The organism is Streptomyces sp. NPDC006197 (assembly GCF_040613865.1).
Taxonomy (GTDB): domain Bacteria; phylum Actinomycetota; class Actinomycetes; order Streptomycetales; family Streptomycetaceae; genus Streptomyces.
Map to the genome: position 1 here is coordinate 1 of NZ_JBEXSZ010000167.1, position 17,607 is coordinate 17,607.

21 protein-coding genes and 1 pseudogene are annotated in these 17,607 nt (G+C 72.1%); 16 read left to right on the forward strand and 6 right to left on the reverse strand.

Annotation, left to right across the window (positions count from 1 at the left end):
- The 9 genes from ABZ318_RS34065 to ABZ318_RS34105 form a co-directional block, all read left to right on the forward strand.
- Positions 1–183: hypothetical protein (locus tag ABZ318_RS34065; protein ID WP_356906310.1), on the forward strand; the 183-nt coding region annotated here is incomplete at its 5' end.
- A 49-nt stretch (positions 184–232) separates the two neighbouring features.
- A complete protein-coding gene (locus ABZ318_RS34070) occupies positions 233–1,489 on the forward strand; it encodes an alpha/beta fold hydrolase (RefSeq protein ID WP_356906311.1) in 1,257 nt (418 codons plus the stop codon).
- Positions 1,490–1,498: 9 nt separating this feature from the next.
- Entirely contained in the window at positions 1,499–2,131 is a 633-nt protein-coding gene (locus tag ABZ318_RS34075) for an MBL fold metallo-hydrolase (RefSeq protein WP_356906312.1), read from the forward strand.
- 61 nt (positions 2,132–2,192) lie between these two features.
- Positions 2,193–2,972 (forward strand): exodeoxyribonuclease III, encoded by a 780-nt coding sequence (locus ABZ318_RS34080; RefSeq protein WP_356906313.1) that lies wholly within the window; start codon positions 2,193–2,195, stop codon positions 2,970–2,972.
- A gap of 66 nt (positions 2,973–3,038) precedes the next feature.
- The gene (locus tag ABZ318_RS34085) at positions 3,039–3,482 is read left to right on the forward strand and encodes a DUF6278 family protein (RefSeq protein ID WP_356906314.1); all 444 of its coding nucleotides are present in this window, start codon (positions 3,039–3,041) and stop codon (positions 3,480–3,482) included.
- A gap of 138 nt (positions 3,483–3,620) precedes the next feature.
- Entirely contained in the window at positions 3,621–4,367 is a 747-nt protein-coding gene (locus ABZ318_RS34090; RefSeq protein ID WP_356906315.1) for an amino acid ABC transporter ATP-binding protein, read from the forward strand.
- A 14-nt stretch (positions 4,368–4,381) separates the two neighbouring features.
- Positions 4,382–5,299 (forward strand): glutamate ABC transporter substrate-binding protein, encoded by a 918-nt coding sequence (locus ABZ318_RS34095; RefSeq protein ID WP_356906316.1) that lies wholly within the window; start codon positions 4,382–4,384, stop codon positions 5,297–5,299.
- A gap of 15 nt (positions 5,300–5,314) precedes the next feature.
- On the forward strand, positions 5,315–5,959 hold the full coding sequence (locus ABZ318_RS34100) for an amino acid ABC transporter permease (RefSeq protein WP_356906317.1): 645 nt from the start codon (positions 5,315–5,317) through the stop codon (positions 5,957–5,959).
- The gene (locus ABZ318_RS34105) at positions 5,956–6,813 is read left to right on the forward strand and encodes an amino acid ABC transporter permease (RefSeq protein WP_356906318.1); all 858 of its coding nucleotides are present in this window, start codon (positions 5,956–5,958) and stop codon (positions 6,811–6,813) included. The genes ABZ318_RS34100 and ABZ318_RS34105 overlap by 4 nt, the downstream gene beginning before the upstream one ends.
- Before the next feature lie 47 nt (positions 6,814–6,860).
- Here ABZ318_RS34105 and ABZ318_RS34110 read toward each other — a convergent pair whose 3' ends face one another.
- Complete coding sequence (locus tag ABZ318_RS34110) at positions 6,861–8,414, reverse strand: CocE/NonD family hydrolase (protein ID WP_356906319.1); 1,554 nt, start codon at positions 8,412–8,414, stop codon at positions 6,861–6,863.
- A gap of 92 nt (positions 8,415–8,506) precedes the next feature.
- Entirely contained in the window at positions 8,507–8,695 is a 189-nt protein-coding gene (locus ABZ318_RS34115; protein WP_356906320.1) for a hypothetical protein, read from the reverse strand.
- A gap of 155 nt (positions 8,696–8,850) precedes the next feature.
- Here ABZ318_RS34115 and ABZ318_RS34120 point away from each other — a divergent pair, with 155 nt between their 5' ends.
- The gene (locus ABZ318_RS34120) at positions 8,851–10,107 is read left to right on the forward strand and encodes a cytochrome P450 (RefSeq protein ID WP_356906321.1); all 1,257 of its coding nucleotides are present in this window, start codon (positions 8,851–8,853) and stop codon (positions 10,105–10,107) included.
- On the opposite strand, the gene ABZ318_RS34125 is transcribed toward ABZ318_RS34120, so the two are convergent.
- Positions 10,058–10,792 (reverse strand): hypothetical protein, encoded by a 735-nt coding sequence (locus ABZ318_RS34125; RefSeq protein ID WP_356906322.1) that lies wholly within the window; start codon positions 10,790–10,792, stop codon positions 10,058–10,060. The two genes, ABZ318_RS34120 and ABZ318_RS34125, sit on opposite strands and share 50 nt — an antisense overlap.
- Positions 10,793–10,896: 104 nt before the next feature.
- On the opposite strand from ABZ318_RS34125, the gene ggt reads away from it, so the two are divergent.
- Entirely contained in the window at positions 10,897–12,702 is a 1,806-nt protein-coding gene (gene ggt / locus ABZ318_RS34130) for a gamma-glutamyltransferase (protein ID WP_356906323.1), read from the forward strand.
- Between the two features lie 56 nt (positions 12,703–12,758).
- Here ggt and map read toward each other — a convergent pair whose 3' ends face one another.
- On the reverse strand, positions 12,759–13,526 hold the full coding sequence (gene map, locus ABZ318_RS34135; RefSeq protein ID WP_356906324.1) for a type I methionyl aminopeptidase: 768 nt from the start codon (positions 13,524–13,526) through the stop codon (positions 12,759–12,761).
- Positions 13,527–13,560: 34 nt separating this feature from the next.
- On the opposite strand from map, the gene ABZ318_RS34140 reads away from it, so the two are divergent.
- Entirely contained in the window at positions 13,561–13,812 is a 252-nt protein-coding gene (locus tag ABZ318_RS34140; RefSeq protein WP_356906325.1) for a helix-turn-helix transcriptional regulator, read from the forward strand.
- 15 nt (positions 13,813–13,827) lie between these two features.
- Here ABZ318_RS34140 and ABZ318_RS34145 read toward each other — a convergent pair whose 3' ends face one another.
- A complete protein-coding gene (locus ABZ318_RS34145; RefSeq protein WP_356906326.1) occupies positions 13,828–14,496 on the reverse strand; it encodes an NAD(P)H-binding protein in 669 nt (222 codons plus the stop codon).
- Between the two features lie 61 nt (positions 14,497–14,557).
- Here ABZ318_RS34145 and ABZ318_RS34150 point away from each other — a divergent pair, with 61 nt between their 5' ends.
- Complete coding sequence (locus tag ABZ318_RS34150; protein WP_356906327.1) at positions 14,558–14,953, forward strand: helix-turn-helix domain-containing protein; 396 nt, start codon at positions 14,558–14,560, stop codon at positions 14,951–14,953.
- Between the two features lie 44 nt (positions 14,954–14,997).
- Here ABZ318_RS34150 and ABZ318_RS34155 read toward each other — a convergent pair whose 3' ends face one another.
- Positions 14,998–15,303 carry a hypothetical protein gene (locus ABZ318_RS34155; RefSeq protein ID WP_356906328.1) on the reverse strand — a complete coding sequence of 102 codons (306 nt, stop codon included), beginning with the start codon at positions 15,301–15,303 and terminating at the stop codon, positions 14,998–15,000.
- A gap of 79 nt (positions 15,304–15,382) precedes the next feature.
- Between ABZ318_RS34155 and ABZ318_RS34160 the strand changes: the two genes are divergently transcribed.
- From ABZ318_RS34160 to ABZ318_RS34170, 3 genes and pseudogenes are all read left to right on the forward strand, one after another.
- On the forward strand, positions 15,383–16,804 hold the full coding sequence (locus ABZ318_RS34160; protein ID WP_356906329.1) for a serine/threonine-protein kinase: 1,422 nt from the start codon (positions 15,383–15,385) through the stop codon (positions 16,802–16,804).
- 82 nt (positions 16,805–16,886) lie between these two features.
- Positions 16,887–17,267, forward strand: coding sequence for a PPOX class F420-dependent oxidoreductase (locus ABZ318_RS34165; protein ID WP_356906330.1), 381 nt, complete (start codon positions 16,887–16,889; stop codon positions 17,265–17,267).
- Between the two features lie 109 nt (positions 17,268–17,376).
- A pseudogene (locus ABZ318_RS34170) lies at positions 17,377–17,607 on the forward strand (hypothetical protein); the annotation flags it as partial.

Sequence of the window (17,607 nt, forward strand, 5' to 3'; positions counted from 1 at the left end):
GCCCATCCCTTCACCAGCCTGCTGGTGCCCGCCCGCGCCCTCCGGGAGCGCCACGGCCCCGAGCACGTGCACCGGCTCCGCGACGCCTATCTGGACCGTGCCCCGCCGATCGCGACGCGAACCCGGCCCGACCGGCTCGCTGCTCGGGGACCTGCCGAGCGGGAGAGGAGAAGAAGGCGCTAGGTTCGACCCGCCGATGTGAGCGCTGGTGAGAGATGAGAGGGTCGAGCGGGTGAGCGAGACACCACCGAACACCCTGCAATTCCGCGTCGACGGGCGAGAAGACGCCCCGGTCCTGGTCCTCGGACCATCACTGGGCACCACATTCCACATGTGGGACCGGCAGATACCGGAGCTCGTCCGTGACTGGCGGGTCGTCCGGTTCGACCTCCCGGGGCACGGGGGTGCCCCCGCGGAGCCCTTCACCTCCGTCGCCGAACTCGGCGACCGGCTCCTCGCCACCCTCGACGCGCTCGGCGTCCAGCGCTTCGGATACGCGGGCTGCTCCCTGGGCGGCGCCGTCGGCCTCGACCTCGCCCTGCGCGCGCCCCACCGGGTGGCCTCGCTCGCCCTGGTCGCCACCTCGCCCCGGTTCGGCACCGCCGACGAGTTCCGCCAGCGGGGCGTCATCGTCCGCACCAACGGCCTGGAGCCGATGGCCCGCACCGCGCCCGAGCAGTGGTTCACCCCGCTCTTCGCCGGCGCGCAGCCCGCCATCGTCGACTGGGCCGTCCAGATGGTCCGGACCACCGACCCCGCCTGCTACATCGCCGCCTGCGAGGCCCTCGCCGTCTTCGACGTCCGCGAGGCCCTCGGCAGCATCGGCATCCCCGCCCTCGTCCTCGTCGGCTCCGAGGACCAGGTCACCGGCCCCGCCGAGGCCCGCACCCTGGTCGCCGGGATCGCCGACGCCCGGCTCGCCGTCGTCCCCGGCGCCTCGCACCTCGCCCCCGTCGAGCAGCCGGCCGCCGTCACCGATCTGCTCACCGAGCACTTCTCCGGCACCGCCCAGGAGCCCAGCGGCACCCTGAACGTGCCGCCGCCCGTGCCGCCCGTGCCGGTCGTCGAGCCCGCCCCCGCCGCCCCGGACGCCGAGCCCGCCGGGGCCGGCCGGCCCGACCCGTACGAGAAGGGGCTCGGGCTGCGCCGCGAGGTCCTCGGCGACGCCCATGTCGACCAGGCCCTCGCCGACGACCCGGACGGCGCCTTCCAGGAGTTCGTCACCCGCTACGCGTGGGGCGAGGTCTGGAGCCGCGAGGGGCTCGACCGGCGCCTGCGCAGCGCCGTCACCCTCACCGCCCTCCTCGCCGGTGGCCATCGGGAGGCCCTCGCCGACCACACCCGGGCGGCCCTCCGCAACGGTCTGTCGCCCGAGGAGCTCCGCGAGATCGTCCTCCACGCGGGCGTGTACTGCGGCCTCCCGCCGGCCGAGACGGCGCTGCAGGTGGTCAACCGGGTCATCGCGGAGGAGACGACGCCCCCGGCGTAGCCTGGCGGTGTGAAGCTGACGAAGAAGTCCCACGCCTGCGTGCGGCTGGAGAAGGACGGCCGCACGCTCGTCCTCGACCCCGGCATGTTCACCGAGGAGGACGCCGCCCTCGGGGCCGACGTGCTGCTCGTGACCCACGAGCACCCCGACCACTTCGACGAGGGCCGGCTGCGTGCGGCCCTGGAGGCCAACGAGGCCGCCGAGATCTGGACGCTGCGCAGCGTCGCCGACCGGCTCTCGGCGGCCTTTCCGGGCCGGGTGCACACCGTGGGGCACGGCGACGCCTTCACGGCGGCCGGCTTCGACGTCCAGGTCCACGGCGAGCTGCACGCGGTGATCCACCCGGACATCCCGCGCATCACCAACGTGGGCTACCTCGTCGACGGCACCGTCTTCCACCCCGGCGACGCGCTGACCGTGCCCGACCACCCGGTCGACACGCTGCTGCTGCCCGTCATGGCCCCCTGGAACAAGATCTCCGAGGTCATCGACTACGTGCGGGAGGTCAAGCCGCGCCGGGCGTACGACATCCACGACGCGCTGCTCACCGATCTCGCGCGGCCCATCTACGACCGGCAGATCGGCGGGCTCGGCGGCACCCACCACGCGCGCCTCGCCTCCGGCGCCTCCGCCGAGCTCTGAATCCGCGCACCGCGAGCTCTGAATCCGCGCACTGTCACACCCCGCCAGTAGGCTTGCGCCCATGCGCATCGCCACCTGGAACGTCAATTCGATCACCGCCCGGCTGCCCCGGCTCCTGGCCTGGCTGGAGAGCAGCGGCACCGACGTGCTGTGCATCCAGGAGACCAAGTGCACCGCCGAGCAGTTCCCCGTCGAGGAGCTGCGCGCCCTGGGCTACGAGTCGGCGGTCAACGCCACCGGGCGGTGGAACGGCGTGGCCCTGGTCTCCCGGGTCGGCCTCGCGGACGTGGTGACCGGACTGCCCGGCGGCCCGGAGTACGACGGGGTGCAGGAGCCCCGGGCGATCTCCGCGACCTGCGGCCCGGTCCGCGTCTGGTCGGTGTACGTGCCGAACGGCCGCGAGGTGGCCCACGAGCACTACGCGTACAAGCTGCGCTGGCTGGAGGCGCTCAAGGCGGCCGTCGCGCAGGACGCGGCGGGGGAGCGCCCCTTCGCGGTCCTCGGCGACTACAACATCGCCCCGACCGACGAGGACGTCTGGGACATCGCCGTCTTCGAGGGCGCCACGCACGTGACGGAGCCGGAGCGGGCCGCGCTCGCCGGGCTCCGCGAGACCGGTCTCGCCGACGTGGTCCCGCGCCCCCTCAAGTACGACCACCCCTTCACGTACTGGGACTACCGCGCGCTCGGCTTCCCCAAGAACAAGGGCATGCGCATCGACCTGGTCTACGGGAACAAGCCCTTCGCCGAGGCGGTCTCCGACAGTTACGTGGACCGCGAGGAGCGCAAGGGCAAGGGTGCCTCGGACCACGCGCCGGTCGTCGTCGACCTCGACGTCTGACGCCGGTCGCGGTGATCACCGCGCGCCGGGTGGTCGTCCGCGAGGCCCCGGTGCGACGCTGTTCGGATGAACATTCCCTTTCTGGACAGCTGGCGCAAGCGGCATGAGCCCGACTCCTCGGACTCCCCCCTGGTCGCGGCCTTCGACCGCGACCCGGAGGGGGTGGCCGACCTCCTCTCGGAGTGCGAGCTGCTGCGGTCCCGGGTCGCGGAGGCCGGGGTGGCCCTGGACGACACCCCGAGCTCCCTCCAGGAGCTCGACCAGCTTCCGCCCCGCTGGCGGAACGATCCCGAAGAGCTTCCCTGGTTCGGGAACGACGCCGGGCTCTACCTCGGCACCGTGATCGTCCGGAACGTGCCGGGCGCCCGGTGGCAGGTGTGGCCCGGCGGCGGCCCCGTGGTGCGGCTCGCCTCCGGCCGGGAGATCCAGGTCGTCGAGGCCGGGCTCGACTGGGCGATGACGGGCGCGCCGCAGCTCTCCCAGGTGTACGCGGAGGCCTCCGAGTACTGAGCTTCCGCCTGCCCGGTCCACCCTTCTGCAGTAAATACGGCTTATTCCCGTTTCATGCGTGTCGGGCGTGAAGTCCCTTTTTTCCGTGGAAAGTTTGCGCTGACCGCGACACCGCCGAGAAACGGGGCAGGGCAGCGCATGGCCGTCGTCGATCCGCTGATCGAACTGCGTGGCGTCAACAAGCACTACGGCACGCTGCACGTCCTCCAGTCCATCGACCTCACCGTCGGACGCGGGGAGGTGGTCGTGGTCATCGGCCCCTCCGGATCCGGCAAGTCCACCCTCTGCCGCGCGATGAACCGACTGGAGAGCGTCGAGTCGGGCGAGATCCTCATCGACGGCCGGCCCCTCCCCGAGGAGGGCAGGGCGCTGGCCCGGCTGCGCGCCGACGTGGGCATGGTCTTCCAGTCCTTCAACCTCTTCGCGCACAAGACCGTCCTCGCGAACGTCTCCCTCGCGCAGATGAAGGTCCGCAAGCGCAAGAAGGAGGAGGCCGACCGGCGTTCGCGCGAACTCCTCGACCGGGTCGGACTCGCCGCGCACGCCGACAAGTACCCGGCCCAGCTCTCCGGCGGCCAGCAGCAGCGCGTCGCCATCGCCCGCGCCCTCGCCATGGACCCCAAGGCCCTCCTCTTCGACGAGCCGACCTCGGCCCTCGACCCGGAGATGATCAACGAGGTCCTGGAGGTCATGCGGCAACTCGCCCGCGAGGGAATGACGATGGTGGTCGTCACCCACGAGATGGGCTTCGCGCGCTCCGCCGCCAACCGGGTCGTCTTCATGGCCGACGGGAAGATCGTCGAGGACCGCGCCCCGGAGGAGTTCTTCACCGCCCCGCGCAGCGAGCGCGCCAGGGACTTCCTCTCCAAGATCCTCAAGCACTGACCCGGGTGGGAACCATGCAGCGCACGCACCGGACCCTCGCCCCCCTCGCCCTGCTGCTCGCCGTGACGGCGGCGCTCGGCGGCTGCGGCAAGGAGGGCAGCCCGCCCGTCAAGGGCCCGCAGCCCGACCAACTCCCCGTCTACCGGGTCGAGTCGGGCTTCACCCTGCCGGACTCCGCCACCTGGAACCGGGCGAGGAAACGCGGCCGGCTCGTCGTCGGGGCCAAGGAGGACCAGCCCTACATGGGCGAGAAGGACCCCGCCACCGGCCGCTACTCCGGCTTCGACATCGAGATCGCCAAGATGATGGCCGCCTCCCTCGGCTTCGACCCGGCCGGCGTCGACTTCCGCACCATCGCCTCGGCCAACCGCGAGACGGCCCTCCAGAACGGCCAGATCGACTACTACGTCGGCACGTACACCATCAACGACAACCGCAAGAAGCTCGTCGGCTTCGCCGGCCCCTACTACCAGGCCGGCCAGTCCCTCCTGGTCCGCACCGACGAGAACGACATCGACGGACCGCGGGACCTGGACGGCAAGCGGGTCTGCTCGGCCGCCGGCTCCACCCCGTACCAGCGCATCGAGAAGGACTACCCCGAGGCCGAACTCGTCGCCTACGACACCTACTCCGTCTGCGTGGACAACCTGCTGACCTACCAGGTCGACGCGGTCACCACCGACGACACGATCCTCATGGGCTACGCCGCCAAGGTCCCCGACGAACTCAAGGTCGTCGGCAAGCCGTTCTCCGAGGAGCCGTACGGCATCGGCGTCCCGCACGGCGACACCGCCCTGCGCCTCGCCCTCGACGACGCCATCGCCGTCCACGAGAAGAACGGCGACTGGAAGAAGGCGTACGACGCCACCCTCGGCCTCTCCGGGGTCCCCGCCCCGAAGCCGCCCGCCATCGACCGCTACCCGGCGAGCTGACCGGAGGAGCCTGACATGGACGTACTGACAGACAACTTCTCGCTCTACGGCAAGGGGTTCCTCGGCACCGTCGAACTCACCGTCTACGCCTCGGCGCTCGCCCTCGTCCTGGGCTTCGTCATGGCCTCCTTCCGGGTCGCGCCCGTGGGCTCCTTCCGGGTCTTCGGCACGGTCTGGGTCGCCGTCCTGCGCAACACCCCGCTGACCCTGCTCTTCTTCGCGGTCATGCTGGGCCTGCCCCGCTTCGGACTCGTCCTGCCCTTCAAGCTGTTCGCGGTCCTCGCCCTCGGCTGCTACACCTCCGCCTTCATCTGCGAGGCGCTGCGCTCCGGCATCAACACCGTGCCGCGCGGCCAGGGCGAGGCCGCCCGCAGCCTGGGCATGACCTTCTCCCAGACCCTCTCCACGATCGTCCTGCCGCAGGCCTTCCGCACGGTCATTCCACCCGTCGGCTCCACCCTGATCGCCCTCGCCAAGAACTCGGCGATCGCCGGGGCGTTCAGCGTCACCGAACTCCTCGGCACCTACAAGACCCTCAGCGAACTCGGCTACAACATCGTCTGGACCTTCGTCTGGATCGCCGTCGGATACCTGATCATCACCCTCACCATCAGCGCCCTCTTCCACCTCATGGAGAAGCGCTGGGGAGTCGCCCGATGACCGAGTCCACCGCCCTCTACGACATCCCCGGGCCGGGCGCCCGGCGGCGCCACCTCCTCTACGGACTCGCGTCCACCGCGGTCCTCCTCGCCCTGGTCGGCTGGGTCCTGTACCTCCTCTTCGACACCGAGCAGTTCACCTCCGCCAAATGGACGCCCTTCGAGTACCAGGGCATCCAGGAGCTGCTGCTCAAGGGGCTCGGCAACACCCTCAAGGCCTTCGCCTACGCCTCGGTCCTCTCGCTCGCCCTCGGCGCGGTCCTCGCCACCGGGCGCCTCTCCGAGCACCGGGTGCCGCGCTGGATCTCGACCCTGCTCGTCGAGTTCTTCCGCGCCATGCCCGTCCTCGTGATGATCTTCTTCATCTTCGTGGCGCTCAAGGTGCAGCCGCTGCCCGCGCTCGTCGCCGGCCTGACCCTCTACAACGGCTCCGTGCTCGCCGAGGTCTTCCGCACCGGCGTCCACGCCGTCGCACGCGGCCAGGGCGAGGCCGCGTACGCGCTCGGCATGCGCAAGACCCAGGTGATGACGTACGTCCTGGTGCCCCAGGCCGTACGCGCCATGCTCCCGGCCATCATCAGCCAGCTCGTGGTCGCCCTCAAGGACACCTCGCTCGGCTTCCTCATCACCTACGAGGAGTTCCTGCACGCGGGCAAGCTGATCGCGTCCAACCTCGACTACGACCTGCCGTTCATCCCCGTCGTCCTCGTCATCTCACCGATCTACATCGGGATGTGCATGCTGCTCTCCTGGTTCGCCACCTGGGTGGCCCGCAGGGAGCGCCGCAGCCCGAAGACGAAGGCCGTGGACGTCGCCCCGGCCGAACCGCAGACGCTGCTGCCGGGACAGCAGTAGGGGGTCACACGCCCCCCGAGTCGCACCCGCCCGGCAGCAGCCGGTGATCACTCCGCCCGCAGCGGGACCGACACGTACGAGGGGTCGGCCGTGGGGGAGGAGAAGGTCAGCTGCGCGCCGGTCGGGTTGTGCTCGATGTAGAGCGGGTCGACGGTGTCGACGACCAGGGCGAGCCGGTGCCCCGCCGGGACGTCGTAGGCCGTCGAGAAGAGCTCCAGGTCGACGCCGAACGGCTGCCCCGGGGTCCGGTCGTGGAAGGTGTACGGGGCGTTGCTCACCAGCTTGCCGAGACCGAGCGGGCCCACGTCGTAGAGGTACGCGACGAGGGTGCCGCTCTCCTTCGTGGAGCTGACCGTGGTGTGCACCTTCACCGTGCCGCGCACCCGCTGCGGGGTGTCGTACCGCTCCGACTGCCAGACGCCGGCGAAGGCGCGGGGGAGGAGGGGGATGGAGGCGACGGGCGGGGCCTGGAAGAACTGGTCCAGGAGGTTGGAGAGCATGACGACGCCGCCGTCGGCTCCGGAGTCGACGTTCGCCCAGATCCGCTGCGTACCGTCGAGGTCGAACTTCCGCCGGTTCGCGTCGAGGGACTTCCAGTCGGGGTATCCCTCGTAGCCGGCGTCGGAACGGGGCTTCAGCCGGACCGGCTGCTCGCGGTCGACGCCGTTGTCGACGCCCTTGAGGTAGTGGTCGAACCAGCGGTGGGCGCTGGTCCAGGTGTCGTTGGGCAGGCCGAGGAGGCCGGTGGCCTCGGCGGTGGCGTGGTCGCCCGGACGGAACTCCAGGCGCTTGGGACCGGTGAGCTTCTCGTAGAAGCTCGCGTACTGGTTGGGCGGGAAGATGGTGTCGCCCCAGGCGTTGCCGAGCATGATCGCGGCGCCGTTGGCGTTGATCCGGTCGATCTGCTCGACGGCGGAGCGCTTGCGGCCCCAGGCGATCATGTCCTCCTCCTTGGCCAGGTTGGAGGAGAGGAAGTCGCCCAGGATCTGCTGGAGTTCGGGCCCCGGCCGTCCGGTGAGGTAGCCGGCGCCGCCCAGCAGGGCGGCGGCCTGGAGGTGCTGGGTGCGGCCGCTGTAGATGGACTCGATGAGGTCGGCCCAGCCGCTGAGCGCCGCGACGGCCTTGATCCGCGGGTCGTGCGCGGCGGCGAGCAGGCTGATCCCCGCGCCGTACGAGACCCCCGCCATGCCGACGTGGTCCGGGTCGGCCGGGGTGTTCGCGAGGGCCCAGTCGATCACCTTGGAGGCGTCGGCGATGTCCTTGGGGCCGGCGGTCTCGATCTCGCCGCCGGACTGCCAGAAGCCGCGCGAGTTGTAACTCACCACGACGTAGCCGGAGTCGGCGAGCTTCTGGGCCTGGGCGAGGTACTCGACCTGGGGCATGGCCCAGCTGGTGGGCAGCACGATCACGGGGTGGCGGGCGGCGCCGTCGGCTCCGGCGGGGGTGACGACGTTCGCCTTGAGGACGGTGCCGCCGTCCCCGGCGATGTCGACGAAGCGGATGGATCCGGCGGTCTCGGCGGCCTGGGCGGCGGGGGCGAGCCCGAGGGCCGTCCCGGCCACGAGAGCGGCCGAGACGGCGAGGACCAGGGATGTGCGCACGGGGCACTCCTCACTGGGGGGCACTGTTGGGGGGCAGTGAAAGTGACCCGACGGTAACCGGAGCGGCTTACCCGTGGTAACCGGTCAGTAAGTTACGTGCGGGTAACGATTGGCCGGAGGGCGGTGGCCTCCGCGAAGTCGGCGTGCGCCTCCTCGTACCGCTTGACGGCGAGGAGGAACATGGACCGGTCGGTGAGGGCGCGGGCGAGGGCGGAGCGGTCTTCGGGAAGGCGGCGGGCGAGAATGACGCCTTCGTCGAAGGCGGGGCGGAGCGATTCCACGGATCGGCTGCCAGAGGCCTCCCGGCGGAGCGCGCGGCGGACGGTCAGACGGCGCTGGGCGGTGACCAGGCCGGGGAGATCCCCCGAAGCGCGCAGGGCGGCGGTCTGCCGTGACCTGTCATGATGGTCACGTCTTCACCCCGACGGGAGGGCCGGTGCAGAGCAGGATCGTTCCACCCGACGTCTTCGACCCGCGGATCTACGCCACGGGCATCCCGCACGACCGCTTCCGCGTCCTGCGCGACCGGGCCCCCGTCGCTCGGCAGGAGGAGCCGGAGGTCCTCGGCTGGCCCGCCGGGTCCGGGTTCTGGGCCGTCACCCGGCACGCCGACGTCGTCCGGGTGCTCAAGGACTCGGGGACGTACTCCTCGCACCTCGGCGCCACCCAGATCCGCGATCCCGACCCCGCGGACCTGCCCTTCATCCGCCGCATGATGCTCAATCAGGATCCGCCCGCGCACGGGAGGCTGAGGCGGCTCGTCAGCCGGGCCTTCACCCCCGGGCGGATCGAGCGCTTCGCCGTGACCGCCCGCGAGCGGGCCCGCGAGCTGCTCGGTGCCGCGTTCGCGGCCGGCGACGAGGTGGACCTCGTCCGGGCCGTCACCGACGACTACGCGCTGCTCAACCTCACCGACCTGCTCGGAGTGCCCGCGAGCGACCGGGGGCTGCTGCACGCCTGGACCGAGCGGGTCATCGCCTACCAGGACCCCGACGAGCCACCCGTCCTCGACGCGGAGGGGAGGCCCGTCAACCCCCGCTCGCCCGCCATGCTCGCCGAGATGTTCGGCTACGCGCAGGAGCTCGCCGCGTACAAGCGCGCGCACCCGGCCGACGACGTCATGAGCGTGCTCGCCGCCTCCGAACTCGCCGACGCCGAACTGGAGATGTTCTTCTTCCTGCTGACCGTCGCCGGGAACGACACCGTCCGCAGCGCGGCCCCCGGCGGGGTCCTCGCCCTCGCCGAAAACCCCGACGAGCAGCGGAGGTTGTGGAGCGGTGCGGTCTCCATGGACACGGCCGTGGACGAACTCCTCCGCGTGCACCCGCCCGTGCTCTCCTTCCGGCGCACCGCCGCCCGCGACACCGAACTCGCCGGGCAGAAGATCCGGGAGGGCGACAAGGTCGTCGTCTTCCACGCCTCCGCCAACCACGACGAGCGCGTCTTCGCCGACCCGCACCGCCTCGACCTCGGCCGGACCCCGAACCCGCACGTCTCCTTCGGCGACGGCCCGCACGTCTGCCTCGGCGCGCACTTCGCCCGGCTCCAGCTCCGGGTGTTCCACGAGGAGGTGCGCGCGGCCTGCGGCGGCCTCGCCCTCGCGGGGCCGCCCCGGCGCCTCGTCTCCAACTTCGTCAACGGCATCAAGTCGCTGCCGGTTCGACCGCTGGAGCCCTCCGCGCCGCGCTCGTGACATCGGCCACCAACTCCACCACGTCGGGGCCGTACGCCTGCGAGTTGACCACCTTCAGGAGGAGTACGAAGGAGCCGTCCGGCCCGTACTTGCCGGTCAGCGCCTTGTGGTGACGGGCCAGGTGCCGCGCCGCGGCCTGATTGGCGACCGCGGCCTGGCCGCAGAGCAGGAACACCGGCCGGTCGCCCTCGCCGCGGGTGAGGCGCGCGAGGACGACGTACTCGCTGACGCCCCACTCCGGGCGGTAGGTCTCGCCCGCCACGGTGATCATCCCCCGGTCCTCGCGCGGCTCCTGCTCGACGTTCATCGTGAGTCCCGGCAGCAGGTTCGGCAGATGGGCCGCCATGCGCCGATTGGAGTAGGGACCGCCGATGCAGAATTCCGCTGTCTCGCCGAGACCCTGACGGGCCGTGTCGTGCTGCACGACACGGGGCCGCGCCCCGCAGTCCTTGATCAGCGCCGACAGTTCGAGCAGCGCCGACACGTCGGTGGCGTGCACGCCGCGCTCGCTGCCGGCCAGGCGGTTCACCACGAGCAGACACTCCGAACCGGAGGGCAGCCCGAAGAAGGCCTGCTTGCGGCGCATTCGGCGCCGCCAGAAGTAGGTGCGGGTCAGCCAGCCGAGGGAGCCGCTGACGCCGGTGGCCAGGACCCCCAGCACCACGTTGCGCACGTCTTCGTTCATGGGCGCGCATGCTAGCGGCCGCCCGGCTTTCTGTTCGAGGCGGTCCTGACGGGAGGCGGCGCGGGAAGTTACGCTGCGCGGACGGTCGTTGACTGGAGGTAGGAATGCGTCGCTCCGTCGCTGGCAGGGTCTCACTTCTCGCCGTCGCGGCGACGGTGCTCTCGATGGGCGCCGCCGCGCCACCGAAGGCCCCGCCCGTCGTGGACCCACCCGTCAAGGAACCCGTCGCCGTCGGCTACGGCGGCGCCGTCGCCAGTGTCGACGCCGACGCCTCGGCCGCCGGCATCGAGGTGCTCCGCAAGGGCGGCAACGCGGTCGACGCCGCCGTCGCCGTCGCGGCCGCCCTCGGCGTCACGGAGCCCTACTCGGCGGGCATCGGGGGCGGCGGCTACTTCGTGTACTACGACGCGAAGAGCCGTACGGTACGGACCGTCGACGGGCGCGAGACCGCGCCCCGGACCGCCGGGCCCGGCCTCTTCACGGAGAACGGCAAGCCCATCCCCTTCGAGGAGGGCCAGACCAGCGGCCTCGGCGTCGGCACCCCCGGCACCCCCGCCACCTGGAAGACCGCCCTCGACGCCTGGGGCAGCAAGCGGCTCGACACCCTGCTCGAACCCGCCGAACGGCTCGCCCGCGAGGGCTTCACCGTCGACCCCACCTTCCGCGCCCAGACCGCGGCCAACGAGGCCCGGTTCCGCGACTTCCCCGCCACCTCCGCGCTCTTCCTGCCCGGCGGGCGACTGCCCGTGGTCGGCTCCGTCTTCAAGAACCCCGACCTGGCCCGTACGTACGAGAAGCTCGGCCGCGAAGGCGTCGGCGCCCTCTACCGGGGGCCGCTCGCCCGGGACATCGTGAACACCGTCCGCACGCCCCCGCTCCGCGAGGGCGCCACCCGGACCGTCCGCGCCGGCGACCTGACGGAGGCCGACCTCGCCGCGTACCGCACCGAGTCCCGCAGGCCCACGAAGGTCTCGTACCGCGGGCTCGACGTCTACGGCATGGCCCCGTCCTCCTCCGGCGGCACGAGCGTCGGCGAGGCGCTCAACATCCTGGAGGGCACCGACCTCTCGACGGCCTCCCCGGCCCGCTACCTGCACCGCTACATCGAGGCCAGCCGCATCGCCTTCGCCGACCGGGGCCGCTGGGTCGGCGACCCGGCCTTCGAGTCCGTGCCGACCCGAGGCCTGCTCTCCCAGCGGTTCGCCGACTCCCGGGCCTGCCTGATCCGCGACGACGCCGCCCTCACCAGCCCGCTCGCCCCCGGCGACCCGAGCAGCCCCGTGCCGTGCGCGAGCGGCGGGACCGCCGCCCCGACCACGTACGAGGGCGAGAACACCACCCATCTGACGGTGGCGGACAAGTGGGGCAACATCGTCGCCTACACGCTCACCATCGAGTCCACCGGCGGCAGCGGCATCACCGTGCCCGGCCGGGGCTTCCTGCTCAACAACGAGCTGACCGACTTCTCCTTCGCCCCGGCGAACCCGGCCGTCCACGACCCGAACCTGCCCGGCCCCGGCAAGCGGCCGCGCTCCTCGATCTCCCCGACCATCGTCCTCGACCGGCACGACCGGCCCGTCCTCGCGCTCGGCTCCCCGGGCGGCGCGACCATCATCACCACGGTCCTCCAGACGCTGACGGGCGTCCTCGACCGGGGGCTTCCGCTCGTCGACGCGATCGCCGCGCCGCGCGCCAGCCAGCGCAACCAGACCACCACCGAACTCGAACCGGCCCTGTGGAACAGCCCGTTGAGGACGGAGCTGGAGGGCATCGGGCACGGTTTCCGGCAGAACCCGGAGATCGGCGCGGCGACCGGCGTCCAGCGCCTCCCGGACGGCCGCTGGGTGGCCGCCGCGGAGACGGTCCGCAGGGGCGGCGGCTCGGCGATGGTCGTACGCCCGGCGCCGTAGGAGCGGTCGGAAGGCCGGCGTCCTGGCGGCGGTCAGGAGGCCGGCGCCCTGACCCGCTACAGGGCCGTCAGGACGCGCGGGCCGTCGTCCGTGATCGCCACCGTGTGCTCGGCGTGGGAGGCGCGCGAGCCGTCGGACGTACGGATCGTCCAGCCGTCCCGCGCCGTGTAGTGCCCGTCCGTGCCGCCGCCGATGAGCATCGGCTCGATCGCGAGCACCATCCCGTGGCGCAGCTTCATGCCCCGGCCCGGGCGCCCCTCGTTGGGGACGCCCGGGTCCTCGTGCATGGCGCGGCCGATGCCGTGGCCGCCGAAGCCGTCCGGGATGCCGTAGCCCGCGTCCCGGCAGACCCGGCCGATCGCGTGGGCGATGTCGCCGATGCGGTTGCCGACGACGGCCGCGGCGATGCCGGCCTCCAGGGCCTCCTCCGCCGCGGCGATCAGCCGGGTGTCCTCCGGCCGGGCGGGGCCGACCGTGAAGCTGACGGCCGAGTCGCCGGCCCAGCCGCCCAGCGTCGCCCCGCAGTCCACGGAGACGAGGTCGCCCGGGGCCAGCCGGGTCCCGTCCGGGATGCCGTGGACGATGGCGTCGTTGACGGAGACGCACACGACCGCGGGGAACGGCACCGGGGCCCAGTCCGGGTGGTAGTCGAGGAAGGGCGAGCCGGCGCCCGCCTCGGTGAGCACGTCGCGCGCGGCCCGGTCGAGCTCGGTGAGCCGCACGCCGGGCGCCGCCTTCTCCCGTACGGCCGCCAGGGCACGGGCCACCACCCGCCCAGCCTCACGCATGGCCGCCAGGGATTCGTTCGTCTTGATCTCCACCATAGCCAATTACTATACCGGTATTAGAATGGTCGACATGGTGCGCACACCCCTGACCCCCGAAGAGCGCGAGCGCGGCGAGCGCCTGGGCCTCCTCCTGCGCGAGGCGCGCGGCGAGCGGTCCATGGTGGAGATCGCCGCGGCCGCCGGCCTCTCCGCCGAAACTCTCCGCAAGATCGAGACCGGCCGCGCCCCGACCCCGGCCTTCTTCACCGTCGCGGCGCTGGCCGGGGTCCTCCGCCTCTCCATGGACGAGCTCGTGGTGCACTGCACCCCGGCCCCCGTCTGACCCGCCCTTCAGGGGTCAGACGGAGACCGCGAGCTGCACCCGGCTGTGGCGCGGGCGCTCGATCTCGTCCAGGAGGGCGAGCGCCAGATCGGCGTGGGCGATACGGCCCGGGCCGTCGAGCACCGTGCCCACCGCCGTCCGGTACGCGCCCGTCCGGTCCGCCTCCGCGTTCAGGTCCATCGGCGGGACCACCATCAGCCAGTCGAGCCCGGGCCCGGCCTCCGCCGTGAGCAGCTCGAACTCGGCCACGTGCCCCTGGGCGAACGTCCGCCAATCCGCCGGGAAGTCGGGCGCGTCCATCAGCCGCACGCCGGGAGCGGTCTCCAGGGTCGTGACGATGCCCAGGGTGAGCAGTCGCCCCACCCCCGCCTCGGTGAGCCCGGTGACCAGGGCCTTCGCCGCGGCCGTGAAGAAGTCGGCCGAGGGCACGTCGAGCCGGACCGCCGCGTTCAGTGCGGCGTCGTGGCCCGCGGCGAGGGCCGCCACCGAGGCGGAGTCCGTCGCGTCCCCCCGTACGAGCGTGACTCCCGCGCCCTCCAGGTCGCCGTACGCGGCCGGGTCGCGGACCACGGCCGTCACCCGGTGGCCCCGCGCCACCGCCTCCGCCACGGCCGCCCGGCCGACGCGCCCGCCGGCCCCGAAGACGATGATGTTCTTACCGTTGTTGCTGCTGTCGTTGTCCATGGCTGGACCGTAGAACGGGCACCCCTGGTTACTTCAACGGTACTGGGCTAGCGTCGGCCTCATGATCGAGACGTCCTTCCCGGAGCCGCTGAGCCCCTCCCTCTTCCACGATCCCGACTGCGGCGTCCCCGCCCAGCCCATCCGCGTCGGCGGCGGCAAGTGGACGGCGATGGTGCTGCGCTGCCTGGAGGACGGGACGCCCCGCCGCTTCTCCGAACTCCGCGTCCCCCTGCACTGGATCACCCCCAAGGTGCTCACCGAGACCCTCCGCGCCATGGAGCGCGACGGCTTCCTCGCCCGCACCGTCCACGACGAGAACCCGCCCCGCGTCGAGTACGCCCTCACCGACCTCGGCCGGTCCCTCCTCACCCCGCTCGACACCGCCTGCGACTGGGCGCGCACCCACGCCCCCGAGATCACCGAGGCCCGGGCCGCGTACGAGCACGCCGCCGGCTGACCGCTTCGCGGCACTGCGGGAGGTCGGTCAGTCGGTGGACTTCGTCAGTCCGGTCGCGACCTCCAGCGTGTCGCCCGTGAGCGGGGCGTCCGCGTCCGGTTGGAGCTGCCGCTGTCGGTGAGGGTGATGTCGAGCGGGCTCCCGAGGGTCATCGCGGGCTGCCCGGCGCAGTTCTTGGCGGCGGCCTCCGGCTCGGCGCGTTCGAGGGTGCCCCCGGCTGCCCCGATCGCCGCGCTGCCCGGCTCGTCCGCGTCGGACACGGAGGTGAGACGGCCGCTGTAGACGCACACGTGGCCTGCGAACAGCAGGGAGTACTCGGTGACCTTGTCGCCGTTCCCGCCGCCGGTCAAGGCCTCCCAGGGGCGGAACGCGATATCGAAGTCGCCTCTGCCGCGGCCGGCGAGGGAAGCCCCCGACTATAGTCCGTCCGTGAATGACGACAACGGGCAAGTCCTCGCGGGCCGCTACCGGTTGACCCGCCTCCTCGGCCAGGGCGGAATGGGCGCCGTCTGGCGGGCACACGACGAGCGGCTGGGGCGAGAGGTCGCCGTCAAGGAGTTGCGGCTGCCAGATCACCTCGGGCACGCCGAGCGGGAGAACTGGATCGCCAGGCTGGACCGTGAGGCCAGGGCTGCCGCCCGGCTGAAGCACCCGGGGATCATCACCGTCCACGATCGGATCTCAGGCCCTGACGGCCGGCCCTGGATCGTCATGGAGCTGGTGGACGGCGGTTCCCTCGCCGATCTCGTCGACGCGCACGGCGCGCTTCCGCCGCGACAGGTCGCCGACATCGGCCTGCAGGTGGCTGCCGCGCTCGACGCCGCGCACCGCAGGGGGATCACGCACCGGGACATCAAGCCCGCCAACATCCTCCTCGAGGACGGCCGGGTCGTTCTGACGGACTTCGGGATCGCCGCCCTTGAGGGGGACGCCACCCTCACGGCCACGGGCATGATCATGGGAACGCCGGCGTACATGGCTCCTGAGCAGGTCCGGGGGATGCCCGCGACCGCCGAGTCGGATCTGTGGTCCCTGGGTGCGACCCTCTACGCCGCTGTGGAGGGGCGTGCTCCGTTCGAGGGCACGGCGCCCAGCGCGGTCCTGGTCGCGGTCGCGACGGAAGAACCGGCGCTGGCCGTGCGGGCCGGGATGCTCGGTCCGGTGCTCGAGGGCCTGCTGCACAAGGATCCGGGTGCGCGTCTGACCATGGAGCAGCTGCGGACCCGTCTGAACCGGGCTGTCTCGGCGCCCCCGACCGTCCCGACGGCGGCGCCCGCTTCCCCGGCAACGCCCACGGCGCCCTCGTGGAGTCCGGCCGCGCACCTCGCCGCACAGCCGACCGTCGGGCCGGGACCCCTCGGACCGGAACCCGCCGGACCTCCGGCCGCCGCGCCCCGCGGGAGCACCCGGCGTCGCCGGGCCGTGCTGTCCGGTGCGGCAGTGCTGGTGGTCGCCGCGGCATCGGTGACCGGGTACGTCCTCTACGGCAAGACGGGCCCGGACTACGAGACGAACCGGCGCGCCGCCGAGGCACTGGCCGCGCCTTCGGGCTTCATCCGGGCGGCCACGTCCCGCACTCCGGAGGACCGGGAGCGAGTGACGTACACGAAGGACGACACATGTGACGATCTGTGCACCGGCGAACTCGATGTGGTCAGGCGGTGGATGGAACAGACGCCGGGTGTCGCGTCGGTCCAGGGCATCGAGACCGCACTGGACAAGTGCCTCACCACGGAGCAGGGGTGCGTCATCCCGGTGACTCCGAAGTCCTCGTACAGCGAACCCACCGTGCGGCGCGCCCTGTTCCGCGCGACGGACGGCAGGCTGCAGTTCCTGGTCGACGTCGGCTGACAGCACCCTCGGCCGGTCACGCCACGCCGCCGGCCCGCGAAGCCCGGCACCGCCCGCCGACGCGCGCTTTAGGCTGCCGGGCATGATGCCCGAAGAGCTGCGGCGCGGCCGCTACGTCAGCCTGACCACCTTCCGGAAGAACGGCACGGGGGTCGCGACGCCCGTCTGGTACGTGACGGAGGGCTCCGAGCTGTACGTGTGGACCTGCTCCGACTCCTGGAAGGTCAAGCGCCTGCGGAACGACTCCCGGGTCGAGGTCGCCGTCTGCGACCTGCGCGGCAACATCGCCGACGGCACCGAGCGGTTCGCCGGCAAGGGCCGCCTGGTGGAGGGGGAGGAGCTGCGCCGGATCCGGCGCCTGCTCTCGCGCAAGTACACCTGGCAGTACTGGCTGACGGACGTACCGGCCATGATCGTCCGACTCGGCAAGCGCCCGCACACCGGGATCGTCGTGACGTTCTGACTCCCGCACATCCGGATGAAAACAGTCCGTAGTCGTCCCGTAACACGACTGCGGTCCAATACCCGCGGACCGGAAGGTTCCAGTCGACCGCGGGGCAGGTGCGTGACGCATGACGGTGTATCAACTACCGGTGGAAGTGGCCGCGTTCATGCGCTGGCTGACCGGGCTCACGAGCCGCGCCCGCCCGGAGGGCGGCTGGTACGGGGTCTTCGCCGCACGCGACCCGGAAGGCCTGCGCGCCTGCAGCCGCCGCATCCTCACCCGGCACGTCCTTCCCAACATCGCCGAACCGCTCATCCTCACCACCGCCCAGGCGATGGGCGGTGCCCTCCTCGGCCTG

Coding starts and splice junctions, on each gene's coding strand:
- ABZ318_RS34080 (WP_356906313.1), top strand. CDS start 2,193: ATGCGCATCGCCACCTGGAACGTCAATTCGATCACCGCCCGGCTGCCC.
- ABZ318_RS34085 (WP_356906314.1), top strand. CDS start 3,039: ATGAACATTCCCTTTCTGGACAGCTGGCGCAAGCGGCATGAGCCCGAC.
- ABZ318_RS34090 (WP_356906315.1), top strand. CDS start 3,621: ATGGCCGTCGTCGATCCGCTGATCGAACTGCGTGGCGTCAACAAGCAC.
- ABZ318_RS34095 (WP_356906316.1), top strand. CDS start 4,382: ATGCAGCGCACGCACCGGACCCTCGCCCCCCTCGCCCTGCTGCTCGCC.
- ABZ318_RS34100 (WP_356906317.1), top strand. CDS start 5,315: ATGGACGTACTGACAGACAACTTCTCGCTCTACGGCAAGGGGTTCCTC.
- ABZ318_RS34105 (WP_356906318.1), top strand. CDS start 5,956: ATGACCGAGTCCACCGCCCTCTACGACATCCCCGGGCCGGGCGCCCGG.
- ABZ318_RS34125 (WP_356906322.1), bottom strand. CDS start 10,792: ATGAACGAAGACGTGCGCAACGTGGTGCTGGGGGTCCTGGCCACCGGC.
- ggt (WP_356906323.1), top strand. CDS start 10,897: ATGCGTCGCTCCGTCGCTGGCAGGGTCTCACTTCTCGCCGTCGCGGCG.
- map (WP_356906324.1), bottom strand. CDS start 13,526: ATGGTGGAGATCAAGACGAACGAATCCCTGGCGGCCATGCGTGAGGCT.
- ABZ318_RS34140 (WP_356906325.1), top strand. CDS start 13,561: ATGGTGCGCACACCCCTGACCCCCGAAGAGCGCGAGCGCGGCGAGCGC.
- ABZ318_RS34145 (WP_356906326.1), bottom strand. CDS start 14,496: ATGGACAACGACAGCAGCAACAACGGTAAGAACATCATCGTCTTCGGG.
- ABZ318_RS34150 (WP_356906327.1), top strand. CDS start 14,558: ATGATCGAGACGTCCTTCCCGGAGCCGCTGAGCCCCTCCCTCTTCCAC.
- ABZ318_RS34165 (WP_356906330.1), top strand. CDS start 16,887: ATGATGCCCGAAGAGCTGCGGCGCGGCCGCTACGTCAGCCTGACCACC.